Raw genomic sequence first — 18189 nt, 5'->3', positions numbered from 1 at the left:
AGGATCTTTGTTCCGAGCTTTTTTATTTATTGCAGGCTCAGGAAAGAAAAGACAGGGCATTATAATAGAAGGAACGCGAAATAAAAGAGTTAGTGTTTTCTAAATGAAACTTTATGAAAACAAAATATTTTTTACAAGAAAAAGCCTTGCGTTGTGAGTTTATATATATTATAATGACAAAGGTGCGTTTACTTTAGTGAATTGCACAGACGTAATCAGATTGATTTCGTCGGCTAAGAAACGAGAGGTTGCGACACGCCCGGACGCTTTGCCACGAACGAGCGTGACGGAAATTTTCGTGGAGCTATGTCTACTTTTCAAAATAGGCGAAGGAGGGAACAAGATGGCAAAACAAAAAATTCGTATCCGTTTAAAAGCGTATGAACACCGTATTTTAGATCAATCAGCGGATAAAATCGTGGAAACTGCAAAAAGAACTGGAGCTAGCGTGTCTGGTCCAATTCCATTACCAACTGAACGCAGTCTTTACACAATCATCCGTGCGACTCATAAATACAAAGATTCACGCGAACAATTCGAAATGCGTACACACAAACGTCTTATCGACATTGTGAACCCAACACCAAAAACTGTTGATGCTTTGATGAAGCTAGACTTACCATCTGGTGTAAACATCGAAATCAAATTATAAAACTAAAACAAAAATAATGGAGGTGTACTCATGACCAAAGGAATCTTAGGGAAAAAAGTGGGAATGACACAAATCTTCACTGAATCTGGTGAATTAATTCCAGTTACTGTTGTAGAAGCTACGCCAAACGTAGTACTACAAGTGAAAACAATGGAAACGGATGGCTACGAAGCTATTCAAGTTGGTTACCAAGATATGCGTGAAGTTTTATCAAACAAACCTGCGAAAGGTCATGTTGCAAAAGCAAACACGGCTCCTAAGCGCTTCATTCGTGAATTCAAAAATGTTGAGCTAGGAGAATATGAAGTAGGAAAAGAAATTACAGTAGATGTTTTCCAAGCAGGAGACATTATTGATGTAACAGGTACTACGAAAGGTAAAGGATTCCAAGGGGTTATCAAACGCCATGGACAAAGCCGCGGACCAATGGCTCACGGTTCTCGTTACCATCGCCGTCCTGGGTCAATGGGTCCAGTTGCACCTAACCGTGTATTCAAAAACAAACGTCTTGCTGGCCGTATGGGTGGCAACCGCGTAACTATCCAAAACTTGGAAGTTGTACGTGTAGATGCAGAAAGAAATGTTATCTTAATCAAAGGTAATGTTCCTGGAGCGAAAAAATCTTTAATCACTATCAAATCAGCTGTGAAAGCTAAATAATTGTAGGAAGAAAGGAGGAACTAAGGAATGCCGAATGTAGCATTATTCAAACAAGATGGAAGCCAAAACGGTGAAATCACACTTAACGAAGAAATCTTCGGAATTGAACCTAATGAAAGTGTTGTTTACGATGCAATCGTAATGCAACGTGCGTCATTAAGACAAGGAACACACGCGGTTAAAAACCGTAGCGCTGTTCGTGGCGGTGGACGTAAACCATGGCGTCAAAAAGGAACAGGTCGTGCACGTCAAGGATCTATCCGCTCACCACAATGGCGTGGAGGTGGCGTAGTCTTTGGACCAACACCACGTTCTTACAGCTACAAACTTCCTAAAAAAGTTCGTCGTTTAGCAATGAAATCTGTATTGTCAGAAAAAGTTGCTGAAAACAACTTGGTAGCAATCGAAGGCTTGAACTTCGACGCACCAAAAACAAAAGAATTCAAACAAGTTCTTGCTAACTTATCTATCGACTCTAAAGTATTGGTTGTTCTAGAAAAAGGTAACGACTTTGCTGCTTTATCAGCACGTAACTTACCAAACGTTTCTGTAGTAACTTCTGATAATGTGAGTGTGCTAGACGTTGTATCAAATACAAAAGTGTTAGCAACACAAACTGCTCTTACTCAAATTGAGGAGGTGCTTGCATAATGAACTTACTAGACGTAATCAAACGCCCAGTGATCACTGAAAAATCAATGCTTGCCATGGATGACAAGAAATACACTTTTGAAGTGGACACTCGCGCAAACAAAACTTTAGTAAAACAAGCGGTAGAAGCTGCTTTTGACGTTAAAGTCAAAAACGTGAACATCGTGAACGTACGTGCGAAATTCAAACGTATGGGCAAATATGCAGGATATACAAAAAAACGTCGCAAAGCGATCGTTACATTGACTGAAGATTCAAAAGAAATCCAATTATTCGAAGCTGCTGAATAAGCACTAATAGATAACTCATTAAATTAGGAGGGAAAAACGTGGCGATTAAAAAGTACAAACCTACCTCAAATGGTCGTCGTAACATGACAGGTTCTGATTTTGCTGAAATCACAACATCAACACCTGAAAAATCATTGTTACAACCATTGAAAAACCATGCTGGACGTAACAACAACGGCCGCATCACTGTACGTCATCAAGGTGGCGGACACAAACGCCAATATCGCGTGATCGACTTCAAACGTAACAAAGACAACGTTGTTGCAACTGTTCAAACGATCGAATATGATCCAAACCGTTCAGCTAACATCGCGTTAGTACACTATGAAGATGGAGTGAAAGCTTACATCTTAGCACCTAAAGGACTAGAAGTGGGTATGAAACTTGTTTCAGGTCCAGAAGCAGATATCAAAGTCGGAAATGCTCTTCCATTAGAAAACATTCCAGTTGGTACTGTTATCCACAACATTGAAATGAAACCTGGTAAAGGTGGACAATTGATCCGTTCTGCTGGTACAAGTGCTCAAGTACTTGGTAAAGAAGGCAAATACGTATTGATCCGCTTGAACTCTGGTGAAGTTCGTATGATCTTAGCTGCATGCCGCGCAACAATCGGTTCTGTAGGTAACGAACAACACGAATTAATCAACATCGGTAAAGCTGGACGCTCTCGTTGGATGCGTAAACGCCCAACTGTACGTGGTAGCGTAATGAACCCTAATGATCACCCACACGGTGGTGGTGAAGGTAAAGCTCCTATCGGACGTAAAGCACCAGTTTCTCCTTGGGGTCAACCAGCTCTTGGTTACAAAACTCGTAACAAAAAAGCTAAATCAGACAAACTTATTGTTCGTCGTCGCAAAAATAAATAATTACTTTGACCATGTGTCGCACATTTTGAGAGGAGGTTCACCATGGGTCGTAGTTTAAAGAAAGGACCTTTTGTCGATGAGCATTTAATGAAAAAAGTTGAAGCTCAAGCAGGGGTTGAAAAGAAAAAAGTTATCAAAACTTGGTCACGCCGTTCAACAGTTTTCCCAAGTTTTGTTGGATATACCATCGCAGTTTATGATGGACGTAAACATGTACCAGTTTACATCCAAGAAGACATGGTAGGACACAAATTAGGTGAATTTGCACCTACAAGAACTTATCGTGGACATGCTGCTGACGATAAGAAAACGAAACGCTAATTTGAGGGGAGGATAAATCCAAATGGCAGAACAAATCACATCAGCTAAAGCAACTGCAAAAACAGTTCGCACTTCACCTCGAAAAGCCCGTTTAGTAATTGACCTTATCAGAGGTAAAAGTGTCGCAGATGCAATTTCAATCTTGAAATTCACACCAAACAAATCTGCTGGAATCATTGAAAAAGTATTGATGTCAGCAGTTGCGAATGCAGAAAATAACTTTGACTTAGATGTTGAAAACTTGGTAGTAACCGAAGCTTTTGTTAACGAAGGACCTACAATGAAACGTTTCCGTCCTCGTGCAAAAGGATCAGCTTCTCCAATCAACAAACGTACAAGTCATATCACGGTAGTCGTATCAGAAAAATAAGGAGGGATAATCAGTGGGTCAAAAAGTACATCCAATTGGAATGCGTGTAGGCATCATCCGCGACTGGGATGCTAAATGGTATGCTGAAAAAGAGTATGCTGAGTTCTTACACGAAGATTTAAGAATCCGTAAATTTATTTCAACTAAACTTGCTGATGCTGCTGTATCAACAGTTGAAATCGAACGTGCAACAGGTCGCGTAAACATTTCAATTCACACAGCTAAACCAGGTATGGTTATTGGTAAAGGCGGTTCTGAAGTCGAAAGCCTAAGAAAAGAATTAAACAAATTAACTGGTAAAAGAATCCACATCAACATCGTGGAAATCAAAAAACCAGATCTAGATGCAAAATTAGTAGGTGAAGGAATCGCACGTCAATTAGAAAACCGTGTTGCTTTCCGTCGCGCTCAAAAACAAGCGATCCAACGCTCAATGCGTGCTGGCGCTCAAGGGATCAAAACTCAAGTATCTGGTCGTCTAAACGGAGCAGATATCGCTCGTTCAGAAGGATACTCAGAGGGAACTGTTCCTCTTCATACTTTACGTGCGGACATTGATTACGCATGGGAAGAAGCAGATACAACATACGGAAAACTAGGAGTTAAAGTGTGGATCTATCGTGGAGAAATTCTTCCAACTAAAAAAAACACTGAGAAAGGAGGGAAATAATCATGTTAGTACCTAAACGTGTAAAACACCGTCGTGAATTCCGCGGAAAAATGCGCGGGGAAGCTAAAGGCGGAAAAGAAGTAGCATTCGGTGAATACGGTTTGCAAGCTGTTGATTCACATTGGATCACAAACCGCCAAATCGAAGCTGCTCGTATCGCAATGACTCGTTACATGAAACGTGGTGGGAAAGTATGGATTAAAATTTTCCCTCACAAATCTTATACTGCCAAAGCAATTGGGGTACGTATGGGTTCTGGTAAAGGGGCACCTGAAGGATGGGTTGCACCAGTAAAACGTGGTAAAATCATGTTTGAAATCGCAGGCGTTCCTGAAGAAGTAGCTCGTGAAGCGTTACGTCTAGCTTCTCACAAATTACCAATGAAAACTAAGATCGTAAAACGTGAGGAAATGGGTGGTGAATCGAATGAAGGTTAAAGAAATCAGAGAATTAACCACTGCCGAAATGCTTGATCAAGAAAAACAATTAAAAGAAGAATTGTTTAATCTTAGATTCCAATTAGCAACAGGTCAATTAGAAAACACTGCACGTATTAAAGAAGTACGTAAATCGATTGCACGCATCAAAACTGTGTTGCGTGAACAAGCTAAGTAATTATGGAAGGAGGCCATTAAGCGTATGACTGAAGGAAGAAATCAACGCAAAGTTTATCAAGGTCGCGTGGTTTCAGACAAAATGGATAAAACAATTACCGTTGCTGTCGAAACAAAGAAAAACCACCCTATCTATGGCAAACGCATGAACTATTCTAAGAAATACAAAGTGCATGATGAAAACAACACAGCAAAAGTTGGCGACATCGTGAGAATTATGGAAACTCGTCCATTATCAGCTACAAAACGTTTCCGTTTGTTGGAAGTAGTCGAAGAAGCAGTTATTATCTAATAACACGAGATTTTCCTATATAGATTGAATGCAAAATCTGAAAGGAGGATACACAACGTGATCCAAGCAGAAAGTCGTTTAAAAGTCGCTGATAACTCAGGCGCACGTGAAATTTTGACGATCAAAGTCCTTGGTGGATCTGGTCGTAAAACTGCTAACATCGGTGATGTGATCGTTGCTACGGTTAAACAAGCAACGCCAGGTGGGGTTGTCAAAAAAGGTGACGTCGTTAAAGCCGTTATCGTTCGAACAAAATCAGGAGCTCGTCGTACAGACGGTTCATATATTAAATTTGATGAAAATGCTGCAGTGATTATTCGTGATGATAAAAGCCCTCGTGGAACACGTATCTTTGGGCCAGTTGCACGTGAACTACGTGAAAACAACTTCATGAAGATCGTTTCACTAGCACCAGAAGTTTTATAATCTTGAGACACTTATCAAAGGAGGTGCGAAACAGTTATGTTTGTTAAAAAAGGCGATAAAGTTAAAGTTATCACTGGAAAAGACAAAAACAAAGAAGGCGTTGTACTAGCAGCGTTCCCGAAAAAAGATAAAGTTATTGTCGAAGGTGTAAATGTCGTTAAAAAACACCAAAAACCTTCTCAAGCTGCTCCTCAAGGTGGAATTGTTGAGATGGAAGCGCCAATTCATGTTTCTAACGTGATGGTGGTTGACTCTACTGGTGTAGCTGGCCGAGTTGGCTACAAAGAAGTAGACGGCAAAAAAGTCCGTGTTTCTAAAAAAACCGGTGAAGTTTTAGATAAATAAAAGTTTAAGGAAGGAGGGTCTTACTGAATGAACCGCCTAAAAGAAAAATATCTTAAAGAAGTAACTCCATCATTGATGGAAAAATTTAACTATAGCTCTGTTATGCAAACACCTAAAGTTGAAAAAATCGTCATCAACATGGGTGTTGGTGATGCGGTATCAAACGCTAAAAACTTAGATAAAGCAGTTGAAGAATTAACTTTGATCACTGGTCAAAAACCAATGATTACAAAAGCTAAAAAATCAATCGCTGGATTCCGTTTACGTGAAGGAATGCCAATTGGTGCAAAAGTTACATTGCGCGGAGAAAGAATGTACGAATTCTTAGACAAATTGGTTTCAGTTTCACTACCACGTGTACGTGACTTCCATGGTGTAAGTAAAAAAGCCTTTGACGGTCGTGGAAACTATACTTTAGGTATTAAAGAACAATTGATCTTCCCAGAAGTAGATTATGATTTAGTAGATAAAGTACGTGGTATGGACATCGTTATTGTAACAACAGCAAACTCTGATGAAGAATCTCGTGAGTTGTTGACACAATTAGGCATGCCATTCCAAAAATAATTAAAGGAGGCGAACTACGTGGCTAAAAAATCAATGATTGCTAAAAACAAACGTCCTGCAAAATTTTCAACACAAGCTTATACTCGTTGCGAACGTTGCGGACGTCCACATTCAGTTTATCGTAAGTTCCATCTTTGCCGTATTTGCTTCCGCGAACTTGCCTATAAAGGTCAAATTCCCGGCGTGAAGAAAGCTAGCTGGTAAAAAGTAAATTCGCATAAGAAGGAGGTAAAAGATCAATGGTCATGACAGATCCAATTGCAGATTTTCTAACTCGTATCCGTAACGCAAACATGGTTAAACATGAGTCTTTAGAAGTACCTGCATCAAAAATTAAACGTGACATCGCTGAAATCTTGAAACGTGAAGGTTTCGTTCGTGATGTTGAATACATCGAAGATGACAAACAAGGCGTGATCCGTGTTTTCCTAAAATTTGGTAAAAACGGCGAACGTGTTATCACAAACTTAAAACGTATCTCTAAACCAGGTTTGCGTGCTTATGTCAAAGCTGACGAAGTACCAAAAGTATTGAACGGTTTAGGTATCGCAATCATTTCGACTTCTGAAGGTGTTGTCACTGATAAAGAAGCTCGTGAAAAAAATATCGGCGGCGAAGTTATCGCTTACGTATGGTAATCAAGTAGAATCTACAAGGAGGTGTCTTTAAGTGAGCCGTATCGGAAATAAAGTCGTTGTTATCCCTGAAGGAGTAACAGTTACTCAAGAAGGAAACAACGTTACAGTTAAAGGACCAAAAGGTGAATTGACTCGTACTTTCTCAGCAGATATCAAAATGAATATCGAAGGAAACGAAGTGACTTTCACTCGTCCAAACGACAGTAAAGAAATGAAAACAATTCATGGAACAACTCGTGCGAACTTCAACAACATGGTTGTAGGTGTCAGCGAAGGTTTCCAAAAAGCGTTAGAACTAATCGGGGTTGGGTACCGTGCACAATTACAAGGATCAAAACTTGTATTGAACGTTGGTTACTCACATCCAGTAGAAATCACACCACCAGCTGGAGTAACTGTTGAAGTACCAGCTAACACACAAGTAATTGTTAAAGGTGCGAACAAAGAAGAAGTTGGCGAATTAGCTGCAAATATTCGCGGAACTCGTCCTCCAGAACCTTATAAAGGTAAAGGTATTCGTTATGTTGGCGAATATGTACGCCGTAAAGAAGGTAAAACTGGTAAATAATCGTTTAGAAAAATTGCATAGAAGCCAGCAGCAGGAAAAAGGCATTTGGCTGAAGTTTACCTTCAAAAAAATAAATTTTTACTTGTGCCGCAGCTTCTATTTTTCGAAACGTATTTACTGCTTGAAATAGTAGTACAATAAAAATAAAGAGGTGACAATTGTGATTACAAAACCAGATAAGAACAAAACACGTCAAAAGAGACATCGTCGTGTACGTAACAATATCTCTGGTACTGCTGAGCGCCCACGCTTGAACGTTTTTCGTTCTAACAAAAACATCTACGCTCAAATTATTGATGACGTAGCGGGTGTAACGCTAGCAAGTGCCTCTACCTTGGATAAAGAAATTTCAGGTGGAACAAAAACAGAAGCAGCACAAGCTGTCGGTAAACTAGTTGCTGAACGTGCAGCTGAAAAAGGCATTAAAGTAGTAGTCTTTGACCGTGGTGGATACCTTTACCATGGCCGTGTGCAAGCTTTAGCTGAAGCTGCTCGCGAAAATGGACTAGAATTTTAGAAGAAGGAGGAATACCATTCATGGTTTATATCGATCCAAAACATTTGGAATTAGAAGACCGCGTTGTTGCAATTAACCGTGTAACAAAAGTTGTTAAAGGTGGACGTCGTCTACGTTTTGCTGCTTTAGTTGTTGTCGGTGACAAAAACGGACACGTAGGATTTGGTACAGGTAAAGCTCAAGAAGTTCCTGAAGCAATCCGTAAAGCAATTGAAGATGCGAAGAAAAACTTAGTTGAAGTACCTATGGTTGGTTCAACAATCCCACACGAAGTAATCGGTGCTTTTAGTGGTGGTAGAATCCTAATGAAACCTGCTGTAGAAGGTTCTGGGGTTGCTGCTGGCGGACCAGTTCGTGCCGTATTAGAATTAGCTGGGGTAGCAGATATCACTTCTAAATCTTTAGGCTCAAATACACCAATCAACGTTGTTCGCGCAACAGTTGAAGGTTTGAAACAATTGAAACGTGCAGAAGAAGTTGCAGAACTTCGCGGCAAATCAGTTGAAGAATTAATCGGATAAGGAGGACAACAATAATGGCTGAATTAAAAGTTACTTTAAAACGCAGTATTATCGGACGTCCTCAAAACCAACGCGATACAGTTAAAGCGTTAGGTCTTACAAAGATTAACAGTTCAGTGGTTAAGCCTTCTAATGAAGCAATTAAAGGCATGATCAATACTGTTTCTCACCTAGTGGACGTTGAAGAAGTTTAATTAAAAAAATCAGAACTAGAATATTAAGGAGGTGCCAAACCTATGAAACTTCATGAATTAAAACCTGCTGAAGGTTCACGCCAAGTACGTAACCGTGTTGGTCGTGGTACTTCATCTGGTAACGGAAAAACTGCCGGACGCGGACAAAAAGGACAAAAAGCCCGTTCAGGCGGTGGTGTGCGTTTAGGATTTGAAGGGGGACAAACACCATTGTTCCGTCGTTTACCAAAACGAGGATTCACAAACGTGAACCGTAAAGACTATGCAGTCATCAATCTTGATGTATTGAACCGCTTTGAAGACGGAGCTGAAGTAACTCCTGTTGCCTTAGTTGAAGCTGGAATCGTGAAAAACGAAAAAGCTGGAATCAAAGTATTAGCTAACGGGGAACTAAACAAGAAATTAACTGTGAAAGCAGCAAAATTCTCTAAAGCAGCTCAAGAAGCAATTGAAGCGGCTGGTGGATCAATCGAGGTGATCTAATGTTTAGACTATTAAAAGATGCTTTTAAAGTAAAAGACATTAGATCAAAAATCCTATTTACTGTATTTGTGTTGTTTGTATTTCGCCTAGGTGCACATATCACTGTACCAGGCGTAAATGCTGCTTCATTGCAAAACCTTTCTTCTTTGCCATTTTTCAACATGTTGAACTTGGTAAGTGGTAGTGCGATGCAAAACTTCTCCATTTTCTCAATGGGGGTTTCACCATACATTACTGCTTCTATCGTCATTCAGCTTCTTCAAATGGACATCGTGCCTCGATTTGTTGAATGGTCGAAACAAGGGGAAGTGGGTCGTAAAAAATTGAATCAAGCCACTCGATATCTGACATTAGTATTGGCATTTATCCAATCTGTCGGTATCACTGCTGGATTCAACCAATACGCTCAATTAGGTTTCGTGAATAATCCTAACGTAGCAACTTACGTAACGATCGGTTTGATTCTAACAGCCGGTACGATGTTTGTTACTTGGCTAGGAGAACAGATCACAGAAAAAGGTATCGGAAATGGCGTATCAATGATCATTTTTGCAGGTATCATTTCTAGATTGCCTGAAAGTATCAGAGAAATTTATGAAGATTACTTTATAAATATCGATCCTTCAGACATATGGAAATCTGCTATTTTTGTGGCCATTTTATTAGTAGCGGTCTTATTGATCGTGACATTCGTAACATTTTTCCAACAAGCTGAACGCAAGATCCCGATCCAATATACGAAACGTGTCGCTGGCGCGCCTACAAGCAGCTATCTGCCGTTGAAAGTAAATGCAGCTGGAGTTATTCCAGTTATCTTTGCTAGTTCGTTTATTGCTACGCCAAATGCTGTTTTACAAGCATTGAGTGGTAGATTCGGTTCTGAAAACTGGTATAAAGTGATGATGGAGATCTTTAACTATAATACAGCACCTGGTGCTACGATTTATACGATTCTGATCGTTGCCTTCACTTTCTTCTACGCCTTTGTACAAGTAAACCCTGAGAAATTAGCGGAAAACTTGCAAAAGCAAGGAAGTTATATACCAAGCGTACGCCCTGGTAAGGGGACTGAAGAGTATGTCTCAAGATTACTGATGCGTTTAAGTACAGTTGGTGCAGTCTTCCTTGGTTTAGTGGCATTGCTTCCAATCATTGCTCAAATGGTTTGGGATCTTCCACAATCAATCGGATTAGGCGGTACAAGCTTACTGATCGTTATCGGTGTAGCTTTAGAAACTGCGAAACAGTTAGAAGGCTTAATGCTGAAACGTAAATATGTTGGATTCATTGAGTAAGAAAGCGTGTTGAGGTTCTTCCTCAACACACGTTCTCACACATTTATTAGGAGGGAAAACAATGAACCTCATTTTAATGGGGCTGCCAGGCGCAGGTAAAGGAACACAAGCTGAAAAAATCATTGACGCTTATGGTATTCCGCACATCTCAACAGGAGATATGTTCCGCGCAGCGATGCAAAACGAAACAGCTCTTGGCCTGGAAGCAAAGTCTTATATGGATAAAGGTGCATTAGTTCCTGATGAAGTAACAAATGGAATCGTGAAAGAGCGATTAGCTGAACCAGATACAGAGAAAGGCTTCTTATTAGACGGCTTTCCACGTACACTAGATCAAGCAAAAGCTCTGGACGTAATGCTAAAAGATTTGAATAAAAAAATTGATGCTGTCATCGATATCCATGTTGGTGAAGAAATCTTGGTCGAACGTCTAGCCGGCCGATTTATCTGCAGCAATTGTGGAGCAACTTACCATAAAATTTTCAACCCTACAAAAGTTGAAGACACATGTGATCGTTGCGGTGGGCATGAATTCTATCAAAGAGAAGATGATAAACCTGAGACGGTTAAAAATCGTCTGGCTATCAACATCAAAAATAGTGAACCAATCTTGGCTTATTATAAAGAACAAGGTTTGCTAAACACTATTGATGGTGCTCGTGAAATCGATGCTGTATTTGCAGATGTACAAAAAATCATTGAAAAATAGCACGATTGCCCGTAGCCGACTTGCATTATGCAGTTACTCTTGTCAAGTTCAATAAATTATGATAGAATATGTCAGTCCGACTTCTAGAGAATCCTCTAGATGATCCATTTTGAGAATTTTGAGGTGGGAACTGCAGTTTCCGCCATTTTATCGTGTGAAAATGCGAAACAAGTACAAGGAGGTACTGTGCGTGGCAAAAGAAGATATGATTGAAGTCGAAGGTACAGTCGTCGAAACTTTGCCGAATGCAATGTTTAAAGTTGAACTAGAAAACGGACACCAAGTTCTTGCTACTGTTTCAGGTAAAATTCGTATGCATTACATCCGTATCTTACCTGGTGACAAAGTAACGGTTGAATTGTCTCCATACGATCTTAACCGTGGCCGTATTACTTATCGCTTTAAATAATTGTACTCCGTAAAACTACAGGAGGTATTATCATGAAAGTAAGACCATCAGTAAAACCAATGTGCGAACATTGTAAAGTAATTCGTCGTAAAGGACGCGTTATGGTGATTTGCCCAGCAAATCCAAAACATAAACAACGTCAAGGATAATTGGAGGTGCTATAAATATGGCTCGTATTGCAGGAGTAGATATTCCTCGTGATAAACGTGTGGTAGTTTCACTTACTTATATCTATGGTATTGGTAACACTACTGCTAAAAAGATCTTAGCTGATGCTGGTGTATCTGAAGATGTTCGCGTTCGTGAATTAACGAATGAACAAACAGATGCTATCCGTGCAGAAGTAGATAAATTAAAAGTTGAAGGGGATCTTCGTCGTGAAGTGAACTTGAACATCAAACGTTTGATGGAAATCGGTTCTTACCGTGGAATCCGTCATCGCCGTGGATTGCCTGTTCGTGGACAAAACACGAAAAACAATGCACGTACTCGTAAAGGCCCAGCTCGCGCTATCGCTGGCAAGAAAAAATAATTCTTAAGTGAAGGAGGTTAAAACTTCATGGCAGCAAAAAAAGTGAATCGTAAACGCCGTGTGAAGAAGAATATAGAAGCAGGTATTGCACATATCCATTCTACATTCAATAACACTATCATCATGATCACTGATACTCACGGAAATGCATTAGCGTGGTCATCAGCTGGTTCATTAGGTTTCAAAGGAAGCAAAAAATCAACTCCTTTTGCCGCTCAAATGGCAGCAGAAACTGCTACAAAAGCAGCAATGGAACACGGATTAAAGACTGTTGAAGTAACAGTTAAAGGACCTGGTTCTGGACGTGAAGCAGCAATTCGTTCATTACAAGCTACAGGTTTAGAAGTGACTGCAATTCGTGACGTGACTCCAGTTCCTCATAATGGTGCCCGCCCTCCAAAACGCCGTCGTGTTTAATGAGTGCCGCTCATTTTGAGTTTTATCAGTAACGTCATTGAACAAGACACTTTTCGTTTTGAAAGGGGTAAAGATAAGAATGATTGAGTTCGAAAAACCAAGAATCGCAAAAATTGATGAAGAAAAAGATTATGGCAAGTTCATCGTTGAACCTCTTGAAAGAGGGTATGGGACTACTTTAGGGAATTCCCTACGTCGTATTTTATTATCTTCTTTGCCAGGTGCTGCCATCACTAATATTCAAATCGATGGTGTACTGCATGAATTCTCTACCATCAAAGGTGTTAGAGAAGACGTCACTCAAATCATCTTGAACATTAAAGGCTTAGCGCTGAAAATGTATGGCCAAGAAGAAAAAACCCTTGAAATCGATATTACCGGACCTGCTACAGTAACTGCTGGCGATATTATCGTTGATAGTGATGTAGAAATTCTTAACAAAGATATGTACATCTGTAGTGTCTCTGAAGGAGCTACGTTCCATGCTCGCTTAACAGTGAAACCTGGACGTGGTTATGTTCAAGCAGATGAAAATAAAAAAGAAGATATGCCAATTGGCGTTCTTCCAGTCGATTCAATCTACACACCTGTTCGTCGTGTGAACTATCAAGTTGAGAACACACGTGTTGGACACCGTGAAGATTTTGATAAATTGACGATGGAGATTTGGACAGATGGTTCAATCGAACCGTTGGAAGCAATGAGTTTATCTGCGAAAATCATGACTGAACATTTGGATATTTTTGTGAACTTAACTGATGAAGCAAAAAATGCTGAAATCATGGTCGAAAAAGAAGAAACACAAAAAGAAAAAATGTTGGAAATGACGATCGAAGAGTTAGACTTGTCTGTTCGCTCTTACAATTGTTTGAAACGTGCAGGAATCAATACTGTACAAGAACTTACAAATAAATCTGAGCCTGAAATGATCAAAGTCCGTAACTTAGGACGTAAATCATTAGAAGAAGTTAAAGCAAAATTGCACGACTTAGGTTTAGGTTTACGTAAAGAAGATTAAAACCTTTTACGAAGGAGGGAAACCAACGTGAGTTATCGTAAACTAGGACGCACATCTAGCCAACGTAAAGCGATGTTGCGTGATTTAACAACTGATTTATTAATCAACGAACGTATTGTGACTACTGAAGCTCGTGCGAAAGAAGTTCGCTCAACTGCAGAAAAAATGATCACTTTAGGTAAACGCGGAGATTTGCATGCACGTCGTCAAGCTGCGGCTTTCGTACGTAATGAAGTTGCCAGCGTGCGTGAAGAAAATGAGGACATCGTCATTGAATCAGCTTTACAAAAACTATTCAACGATATTGTACCTCGTTACGCAGAACGTCAAGGCGGATACACACGCATTTTGAAGACAGAACCAAGACGCGGTGATGGTGCACCAATGGTTGTCTTAGAACTTGTCTAAAATCACACTAATAACATCACTTTATAGATGATTCTTTTAGAGTGTTATGATGTTGGAAGATATTTTTCCGAGTCTAGCTCAGCGCTGCTCCTCAAGCGAATATCGCTTGGGGAGTAAGCACTCATCATAAAGTGTTTTTTTATACCTTTAATTAACTGTCATGACAGCTCTGCTTGAAGGCATAAAAAAACATTTTAAGCGAGAAATAATTGAAAATTTTGTCTTTTTTTGATAGTGTTAGTAGGAACTTTAGGATGAAGAAGGAGTAATCATGGAGCCAATTATTGAATTAGAGAAAATAAATTACAAATACCAGCCAGATGATCTTCGCCCCGCATTGAAAGATGTCTCCTTTACAATTGATAAAGGTGAGTGGATCGCTATTATTGGACACAACGGTTCAGGAAAATCGACACTTGCCAAAACAATCAATGGGCTACTTCTGCCAGAATCAGGGGTCGTGAAAGTCGGAAATCAAGTATTGGATGAAGAAAACATTTGGACGATCCGGCAAATGGTTGGAATGGTTTTTCAAAATCCAGACAATCAGTTCGTTGGTTCGACAGTAGAAGATGACGTTGCGTTTGGTCTTGAAAATCAAGGGATTCCCAGAGAAGAAATGCTGATACGTGTGAAAGATGCACTTGAGAAAGTTAGAATGGCTGAGTTTGCTACACGCGAGCCTGCTCGTTTATCAGGAGGACAAAAACAGCGTGTTGCTATTGCCGGCGTGGTTGCCTTACGACCTGATATCATTATTTTAGATGAAGCAACAAGTATGCTAGATCCAGAAGGCCGTGAAGAAGTGATTTCTACGATCAAGAAGATCAAAGAAGAAAGTCAATTGACCGTTATATCTATCACTCATGATATTGATGAGGCAGCTAATGCCAATCGGATACTAGTGATGAGGCAAGGAGAACTTGTCCGTGAAGGTACACCAAAAGAAATCTTTTCTGCGGGTCCTGAACTGATCGATTTAGGTCTAGATCTACCATTTCCTGAAAAACTGAAACGTGCACTGAAAGAACGTGGGGTAGATGTGCCAAGTGAATATATGACAGAAGAAAGGATGGTGGATTGGTTATGGACATCCGTTTTGAACAAGTAGACTTCACTTATCAGCCGAATACACCATTTGAACAACGGGCCTTATTTGACATCAATATGACGATCAAAGAAAACAGTTATACAGCATTAGTAGGGCATACCGGAAGCGGGAAATCAACTTTACTCCAACATTTGAATGCGCTTGTTAAGCCAACAAGCGGTACCGTCCATATTGGAGAACGCGACATTCAGCCAGATACGGATAATAAAAATCTAAAGCCTATCCGAAAAAAAGTCGGCATCGTCTTTCAGTTTCCAGAAGCACAGCTATTCGAAGAAACAGTGGCAAAAGATATTGCCTTCGGTCCTAAAAACTTTGGTGTCAGTGAAGAAGAAGCGGTGATACTAGCAAAAGAAACATTAGAACAAGTTGGACTGGATGAAAGCTATTTGGAACGTTCACCATTTGAACTTTCAGGAGGGCAAATGCGTAGAGTAGCAATCGCTGGTGTGCTTGCCATGAAGCCTGAAGTACTTGTATTGGATGAACCAACGGCAGGACTTGATCCTCAGGGCAGAAAAGAAATGATGGAGATGTTTTGGCGTCTTCATAAGGAACAACAGATTACTATTGTTTTAGTGACGCATTTAATGGATGATGTAGCTAATTTTGCAGACTATGTCTATGTACTGGAGAAGGGGCGAATCGTTAATAGCGGGCAGCCCAAAGAGGTTTTTCAAAACATCGAATGGCTAAAAGAAAAACAGTTAGGTGTACCTACTGCCACAGAATTTGCAGAAGAATTAATGGCTAAAGGGATGGACTTCACTACCTTACCTTTGACAGCTGAAGAATTAGCAGACGCCATCGTCCATTCTGCTGGAGGAAATGCCCATGATGAATAAATTGATATTTGGTCGTTATATGCCAGGAGATTCCTTGATCCATCGATTGGATCCCCGAGCCAAATTATTAGCCAGTTTTTATTTTATTGGTATCATTTTTTTAGCAAATAATTGGGAAACATATCTTGTATTGGCAGTTTTCACATTATTTTCTGTCTTCTTATCAAAAGTAGACTTGAAATTTTTTATCCGAGGTATTCGCCCATTGATTTGGCTGATCCTCTTTACTGTAGCTTTGCAAGTCTTGTTTACTAGTGGCGGAGAAACTTATTGGAGTTGGGGTGTTTTCCATATCACTGAATTTGGGGTGATGAACGGTCTCTTTATTTTCTGCCGATTCGTGTTGATTATTTTTATGTCGACGCTGCTCACGCTTACTACACCGCCTTTGGAATTATCTGATGCGATTGAGTACTTGCTTCGACCATTGAAAGCCGTACGGTTCCCAGTCCACGAAATTTCTTTGATGCTGTCGATTGCGCTTCGTTTTGTGCCTACATTGATGGATGAAACAGAAAAGATCATGAACGCTCAGCGCGCGCGTGGTGTTGACTTTGGTGAAGGCAATCTAGTTCAGAAAATGAAAGCAGTCATTCCTTTGCTGATACCTTTATTTGTCAGCAGTTTCAACCGAGCGGAAGATCTTGCGACCGCTATGGAAGCAAGGGGCTACAAGGGCGGGGAAGGAAGAACGAAATATCGTGTCTTGCATTGGCATAATAGAGACACGATGGTTATCATTGCTTTTATATTATTAACCGTGCTGCTGATCTTTTTAAGAGGATAAACGTTCAGTGGACCGCTATCTATCCTTTTCTTGCTAATCTATTTGCAAGAAAGGATGCGTGCAGTGTATGACAAGAAACATTAGGGTCTGTGGCAGACTAATGTCACAGGCCTCTTTCTTTTATTTGAAAAAAAGAACAAACAACATTATCTGGAAAAACCACTATTTCTAGACAACTTTTTAGAAACAAAGGAGAGAAAACCATGGTACGTTACAAAGCAATCATTGCATACGACGGAACAAATTTTAATGGGTTCCAGAAACAGCCAAATGGACGTACTGTTCAAGAAGAAGTAGAAAAAACATTACAAAAAATGGCAAATGGGAAAGAAATCACGGTCTTTGGTTCGGGAAGGACAGATGCCGGAGTACATGCAATCGGGCAAGTGATCCATTTTGATTATCCAGAAGAACGTCCGTTAGAACGAATGCGTTTTGCGTTAGATACCCAGTCACCAGAGGATATCGCTGTAAGACAAGTAGAAATCGTTTCAGAAGAATTCCATGCAAGATATTTGGTCAAAGAAAAAACTTATCAATTCCGAGTGGATATAGGCAAGCCACGCAGTCCCTTTCGACGTCATTATGCCAGTTATTATCCTTACCCACTTGATTTGGAAAAAATTCAGCGGGCACTACCTGATTTATTGGGGACCCACGATTTCACCTCTTTTTGCGCATCAGGAAGCTCGATAGAGGATAAAGTACGTACGATCTATGAGGCTAAGATGGAGGTCAATGAAACAAAAGACGAACTGTTGTTTACTTTTAGGGGAAATGGCTTCTTGTATAAGATGATACGTATCTTAGTAGGAACGCTATTGAAAATTGGTAATGGCCGATTGCCTGAAGATAGTATCCCAGCGATTATTGCGAAAAAAGATCGTAATGCAGCAGGACCTACAGCACACCCTGAAGGACTTTATTTGTATGAAGTGAAATATGAATAAGAGGTTGTGAAAAAGCTGCCCTGCATCAAGCAATAAGAACAGCCAAACCAAAATAGC

The 18189-nt window shown here is 40.1% G+C and carries 33 protein-coding genes; all 33 read left to right on the top strand.

The genetic code is table 11. The features are described from left to right. Positions 1–343 precede the first annotated feature (343 nt). Positions 344–652 carry a 30S ribosomal protein S10 gene (gene rpsJ / locus ESP02_RS04805; RefSeq protein ID WP_002290443.1) on the top strand — a complete coding sequence of 103 codons (309 nt, stop codon included), beginning with the start codon at positions 344–346 and terminating at the stop codon, positions 650–652. Positions 653–682: 30 nt separating this feature from the next. Beyond that, complete coding sequence (gene rplC / locus ESP02_RS04800) at positions 683–1312, top strand: 50S ribosomal protein L3 (protein WP_002290445.1); 630 nt, start codon at positions 683–685, stop codon at positions 1310–1312. Positions 1313–1339: 27 nt separating this feature from the next. Further along, positions 1340–1963, top strand: a complete 624-nt coding sequence (gene rplD / locus ESP02_RS04795; protein ID WP_002290446.1) for a 50S ribosomal protein L4 — start codon at positions 1340–1342, stop codon at positions 1961–1963. Then, positions 1963–2253, top strand: coding sequence for a 50S ribosomal protein L23 (gene rplW, locus ESP02_RS04790; RefSeq protein ID WP_002290449.1), 291 nt, complete (start codon positions 1963–1965; stop codon positions 2251–2253). Before rplD ends, rplW begins: the two co-directional genes overlap by 1 nt. 38 nt (positions 2254–2291) lie before the next feature. Next, complete coding sequence (rplB, locus tag ESP02_RS04785; protein ID WP_002290451.1) at positions 2292–3125, top strand: 50S ribosomal protein L2; 834 nt, start codon at positions 2292–2294, stop codon at positions 3123–3125. A 42-nt stretch (positions 3126–3167) separates the two neighbouring features. Continuing rightward, positions 3168–3446, top strand: a complete 279-nt coding sequence (rpsS, locus tag ESP02_RS04780) for a 30S ribosomal protein S19 (RefSeq protein WP_002288655.1) — start codon at positions 3168–3170, stop codon at positions 3444–3446. Positions 3447–3468: 22 nt separating this feature from the next. After that, entirely contained in the window at positions 3469–3816 is a 348-nt protein-coding gene (gene rplV, locus ESP02_RS04775; RefSeq protein ID WP_002290452.1) for a 50S ribosomal protein L22, read from the top strand. A 13-nt stretch (positions 3817–3829) separates the two neighbouring features. Then, complete coding sequence (gene rpsC, locus ESP02_RS04770; RefSeq protein ID WP_002288659.1) at positions 3830–4486, top strand: 30S ribosomal protein S3; 657 nt, start codon at positions 3830–3832, stop codon at positions 4484–4486. 2 nt (positions 4487–4488) lie between these two features. After that, entirely contained in the window at positions 4489–4923 is a 435-nt protein-coding gene (gene rplP / locus ESP02_RS04765) for a 50S ribosomal protein L16 (RefSeq protein WP_002288661.1), read from the top strand. After that, positions 4913–5101: a 50S ribosomal protein L29 gene (gene rpmC / locus ESP02_RS04760; RefSeq protein ID WP_002288664.1), complete on the top strand. Its 189-nt coding sequence runs from the start codon at positions 4913–4915 to the stop codon at positions 5099–5101. The genes rplP and rpmC overlap by 11 nt, the downstream gene beginning before the upstream one ends. 24 nt (positions 5102–5125) lie before the next feature. Beyond that, positions 5126–5392, top strand: a complete 267-nt coding sequence (rpsQ, locus tag ESP02_RS04755; protein WP_002288668.1) for a 30S ribosomal protein S17 — start codon at positions 5126–5128, stop codon at positions 5390–5392. 57 nt (positions 5393–5449) lie between these two features. Continuing rightward, positions 5450–5818, top strand: coding sequence for a 50S ribosomal protein L14 (rplN, locus tag ESP02_RS04750; RefSeq protein WP_002288669.1), 369 nt, complete (start codon positions 5450–5452; stop codon positions 5816–5818). 36 nt (positions 5819–5854) lie between these two features. Next, complete coding sequence (rplX, locus tag ESP02_RS04745; protein ID WP_002288670.1) at positions 5855–6163, top strand: 50S ribosomal protein L24; 309 nt, start codon at positions 5855–5857, stop codon at positions 6161–6163. A gap of 27 nt (positions 6164–6190) precedes the next feature. Further along, on the top strand, positions 6191–6730 hold the full coding sequence (gene rplE, locus ESP02_RS04740; RefSeq protein ID WP_002288671.1) for a 50S ribosomal protein L5: 540 nt from the start codon (positions 6191–6193) through the stop codon (positions 6728–6730). 18 nt (positions 6731–6748) lie between these two features. Continuing rightward, positions 6749–6934, top strand: coding sequence for a type Z 30S ribosomal protein S14 (locus tag ESP02_RS04735; protein ID WP_002288673.1), 186 nt, complete (start codon positions 6749–6751; stop codon positions 6932–6934). 35 nt (positions 6935–6969) lie between these two features. Further along, a complete protein-coding gene (gene rpsH / locus ESP02_RS04730) occupies positions 6970–7368 on the top strand; it encodes a 30S ribosomal protein S8 (protein WP_002288675.1) in 399 nt (132 codons plus the stop codon). Positions 7369–7399: 31 nt separating this feature from the next. Continuing rightward, positions 7400–7936 carry a 50S ribosomal protein L6 gene (rplF, locus tag ESP02_RS04725; protein ID WP_002309839.1) on the top strand — a complete coding sequence of 179 codons (537 nt, stop codon included), beginning with the start codon at positions 7400–7402 and terminating at the stop codon, positions 7934–7936. Positions 7937–8096: 160 nt separating this feature from the next. Then, the gene (rplR, locus tag ESP02_RS04720) at positions 8097–8453 is read left to right on the top strand and encodes a 50S ribosomal protein L18 (RefSeq protein ID WP_002288679.1); all 357 of its coding nucleotides are present in this window, start codon (positions 8097–8099) and stop codon (positions 8451–8453) included. Positions 8454–8473: 20 nt separating this feature from the next. Then, positions 8474–8974, top strand: coding sequence for a 30S ribosomal protein S5 (rpsE, locus tag ESP02_RS04715; protein WP_002288681.1), 501 nt, complete (start codon positions 8474–8476; stop codon positions 8972–8974). 14 nt (positions 8975–8988) lie between these two features. Continuing rightward, positions 8989–9168: a 50S ribosomal protein L30 gene (gene rpmD, locus ESP02_RS04710; RefSeq protein WP_002290455.1), complete on the top strand. Its 180-nt coding sequence runs from the start codon at positions 8989–8991 to the stop codon at positions 9166–9168. A gap of 42 nt (positions 9169–9210) precedes the next feature. Continuing rightward, a complete protein-coding gene (rplO, locus tag ESP02_RS04705; RefSeq protein WP_002288687.1) occupies positions 9211–9651 on the top strand; it encodes a 50S ribosomal protein L15 in 441 nt (146 codons plus the stop codon). Continuing rightward, positions 9651–10946 (top strand): preprotein translocase subunit SecY, encoded by a 1296-nt coding sequence (secY, locus tag ESP02_RS04700; protein WP_002288688.1) that lies wholly within the window; start codon positions 9651–9653, stop codon positions 10944–10946. The genes rplO and secY overlap by 1 nt, the downstream gene beginning before the upstream one ends. A gap of 61 nt (positions 10947–11007) precedes the next feature. Next, positions 11008–11655, top strand: coding sequence for an adenylate kinase (locus ESP02_RS04695; protein ID WP_038398325.1), 648 nt, complete (start codon positions 11008–11010; stop codon positions 11653–11655). Between the two features lie 190 nt (positions 11656–11845). Next, the gene (gene infA / locus ESP02_RS04690; RefSeq protein ID WP_002288695.1) at positions 11846–12064 is read left to right on the top strand and encodes a translation initiation factor IF-1; all 219 of its coding nucleotides are present in this window, start codon (positions 11846–11848) and stop codon (positions 12062–12064) included. Positions 12065–12096: 32 nt separating this feature from the next. Next, complete coding sequence (gene rpmJ / locus ESP02_RS04685; RefSeq protein ID WP_002288710.1) at positions 12097–12213, top strand: 50S ribosomal protein L36; 117 nt, start codon at positions 12097–12099, stop codon at positions 12211–12213. A 17-nt stretch (positions 12214–12230) separates the two neighbouring features. Further along, complete coding sequence (rpsM, locus tag ESP02_RS04680; protein ID WP_002288713.1) at positions 12231–12596, top strand: 30S ribosomal protein S13; 366 nt, start codon at positions 12231–12233, stop codon at positions 12594–12596. A gap of 27 nt (positions 12597–12623) precedes the next feature. Further along, the gene (gene rpsK / locus ESP02_RS04675; protein ID WP_002288714.1) at positions 12624–13013 is read left to right on the top strand and encodes a 30S ribosomal protein S11; all 390 of its coding nucleotides are present in this window, start codon (positions 12624–12626) and stop codon (positions 13011–13013) included. Between the two features lie 79 nt (positions 13014–13092). Continuing rightward, positions 13093–14031 carry a DNA-directed RNA polymerase subunit alpha gene (locus tag ESP02_RS04670; RefSeq protein WP_002288715.1) on the top strand — a complete coding sequence of 313 codons (939 nt, stop codon included), beginning with the start codon at positions 13093–13095 and terminating at the stop codon, positions 14029–14031. 27 nt (positions 14032–14058) lie between these two features. After that, positions 14059–14439: a 50S ribosomal protein L17 gene (gene rplQ, locus ESP02_RS04665; RefSeq protein ID WP_146925996.1), complete on the top strand. Its 381-nt coding sequence runs from the start codon at positions 14059–14061 to the stop codon at positions 14437–14439. A 271-nt stretch (positions 14440–14710) separates the two neighbouring features. Next, positions 14711–15550, top strand: a complete 840-nt coding sequence (locus ESP02_RS04660) for an energy-coupling factor ABC transporter ATP-binding protein (RefSeq protein WP_002290456.1) — start codon at positions 14711–14713, stop codon at positions 15548–15550. Beyond that, on the top strand, positions 15526–16395 hold the full coding sequence (locus ESP02_RS04655; RefSeq protein WP_002373152.1) for an energy-coupling factor ABC transporter ATP-binding protein: 870 nt from the start codon (positions 15526–15528) through the stop codon (positions 16393–16395). The genes ESP02_RS04660 and ESP02_RS04655 overlap by 25 nt, the downstream gene beginning before the upstream one ends. Beyond that, positions 16385–17182 carry an energy-coupling factor transporter transmembrane protein EcfT gene (locus tag ESP02_RS04650; RefSeq protein ID WP_002315505.1) on the top strand — a complete coding sequence of 266 codons (798 nt, stop codon included), beginning with the start codon at positions 16385–16387 and terminating at the stop codon, positions 17180–17182. The genes ESP02_RS04655 and ESP02_RS04650 overlap by 11 nt, the downstream gene beginning before the upstream one ends. Before the next feature lie 203 nt (positions 17183–17385). Beyond that, positions 17386–18132, top strand: coding sequence for a tRNA pseudouridine(38-40) synthase TruA (gene truA / locus ESP02_RS04645; protein WP_002373153.1), 747 nt, complete (start codon positions 17386–17388; stop codon positions 18130–18132). Positions 18133–18189: the final 57 nt, after the last annotated feature.

The sequence above is a fragment of the Enterococcus sp. NBRC 3427 genome (genome assembly GCF_007996925.1).
In the GTDB taxonomy this organism is placed as follows: Bacteria; Bacillota; Bacilli; order Lactobacillales; family Enterococcaceae; genus Enterococcus_B; species Enterococcus_B lactis.
Note: the sequence above shows the minus strand (reverse complement) of the source record. Positions and strands in the feature narration are given on the sequence as shown.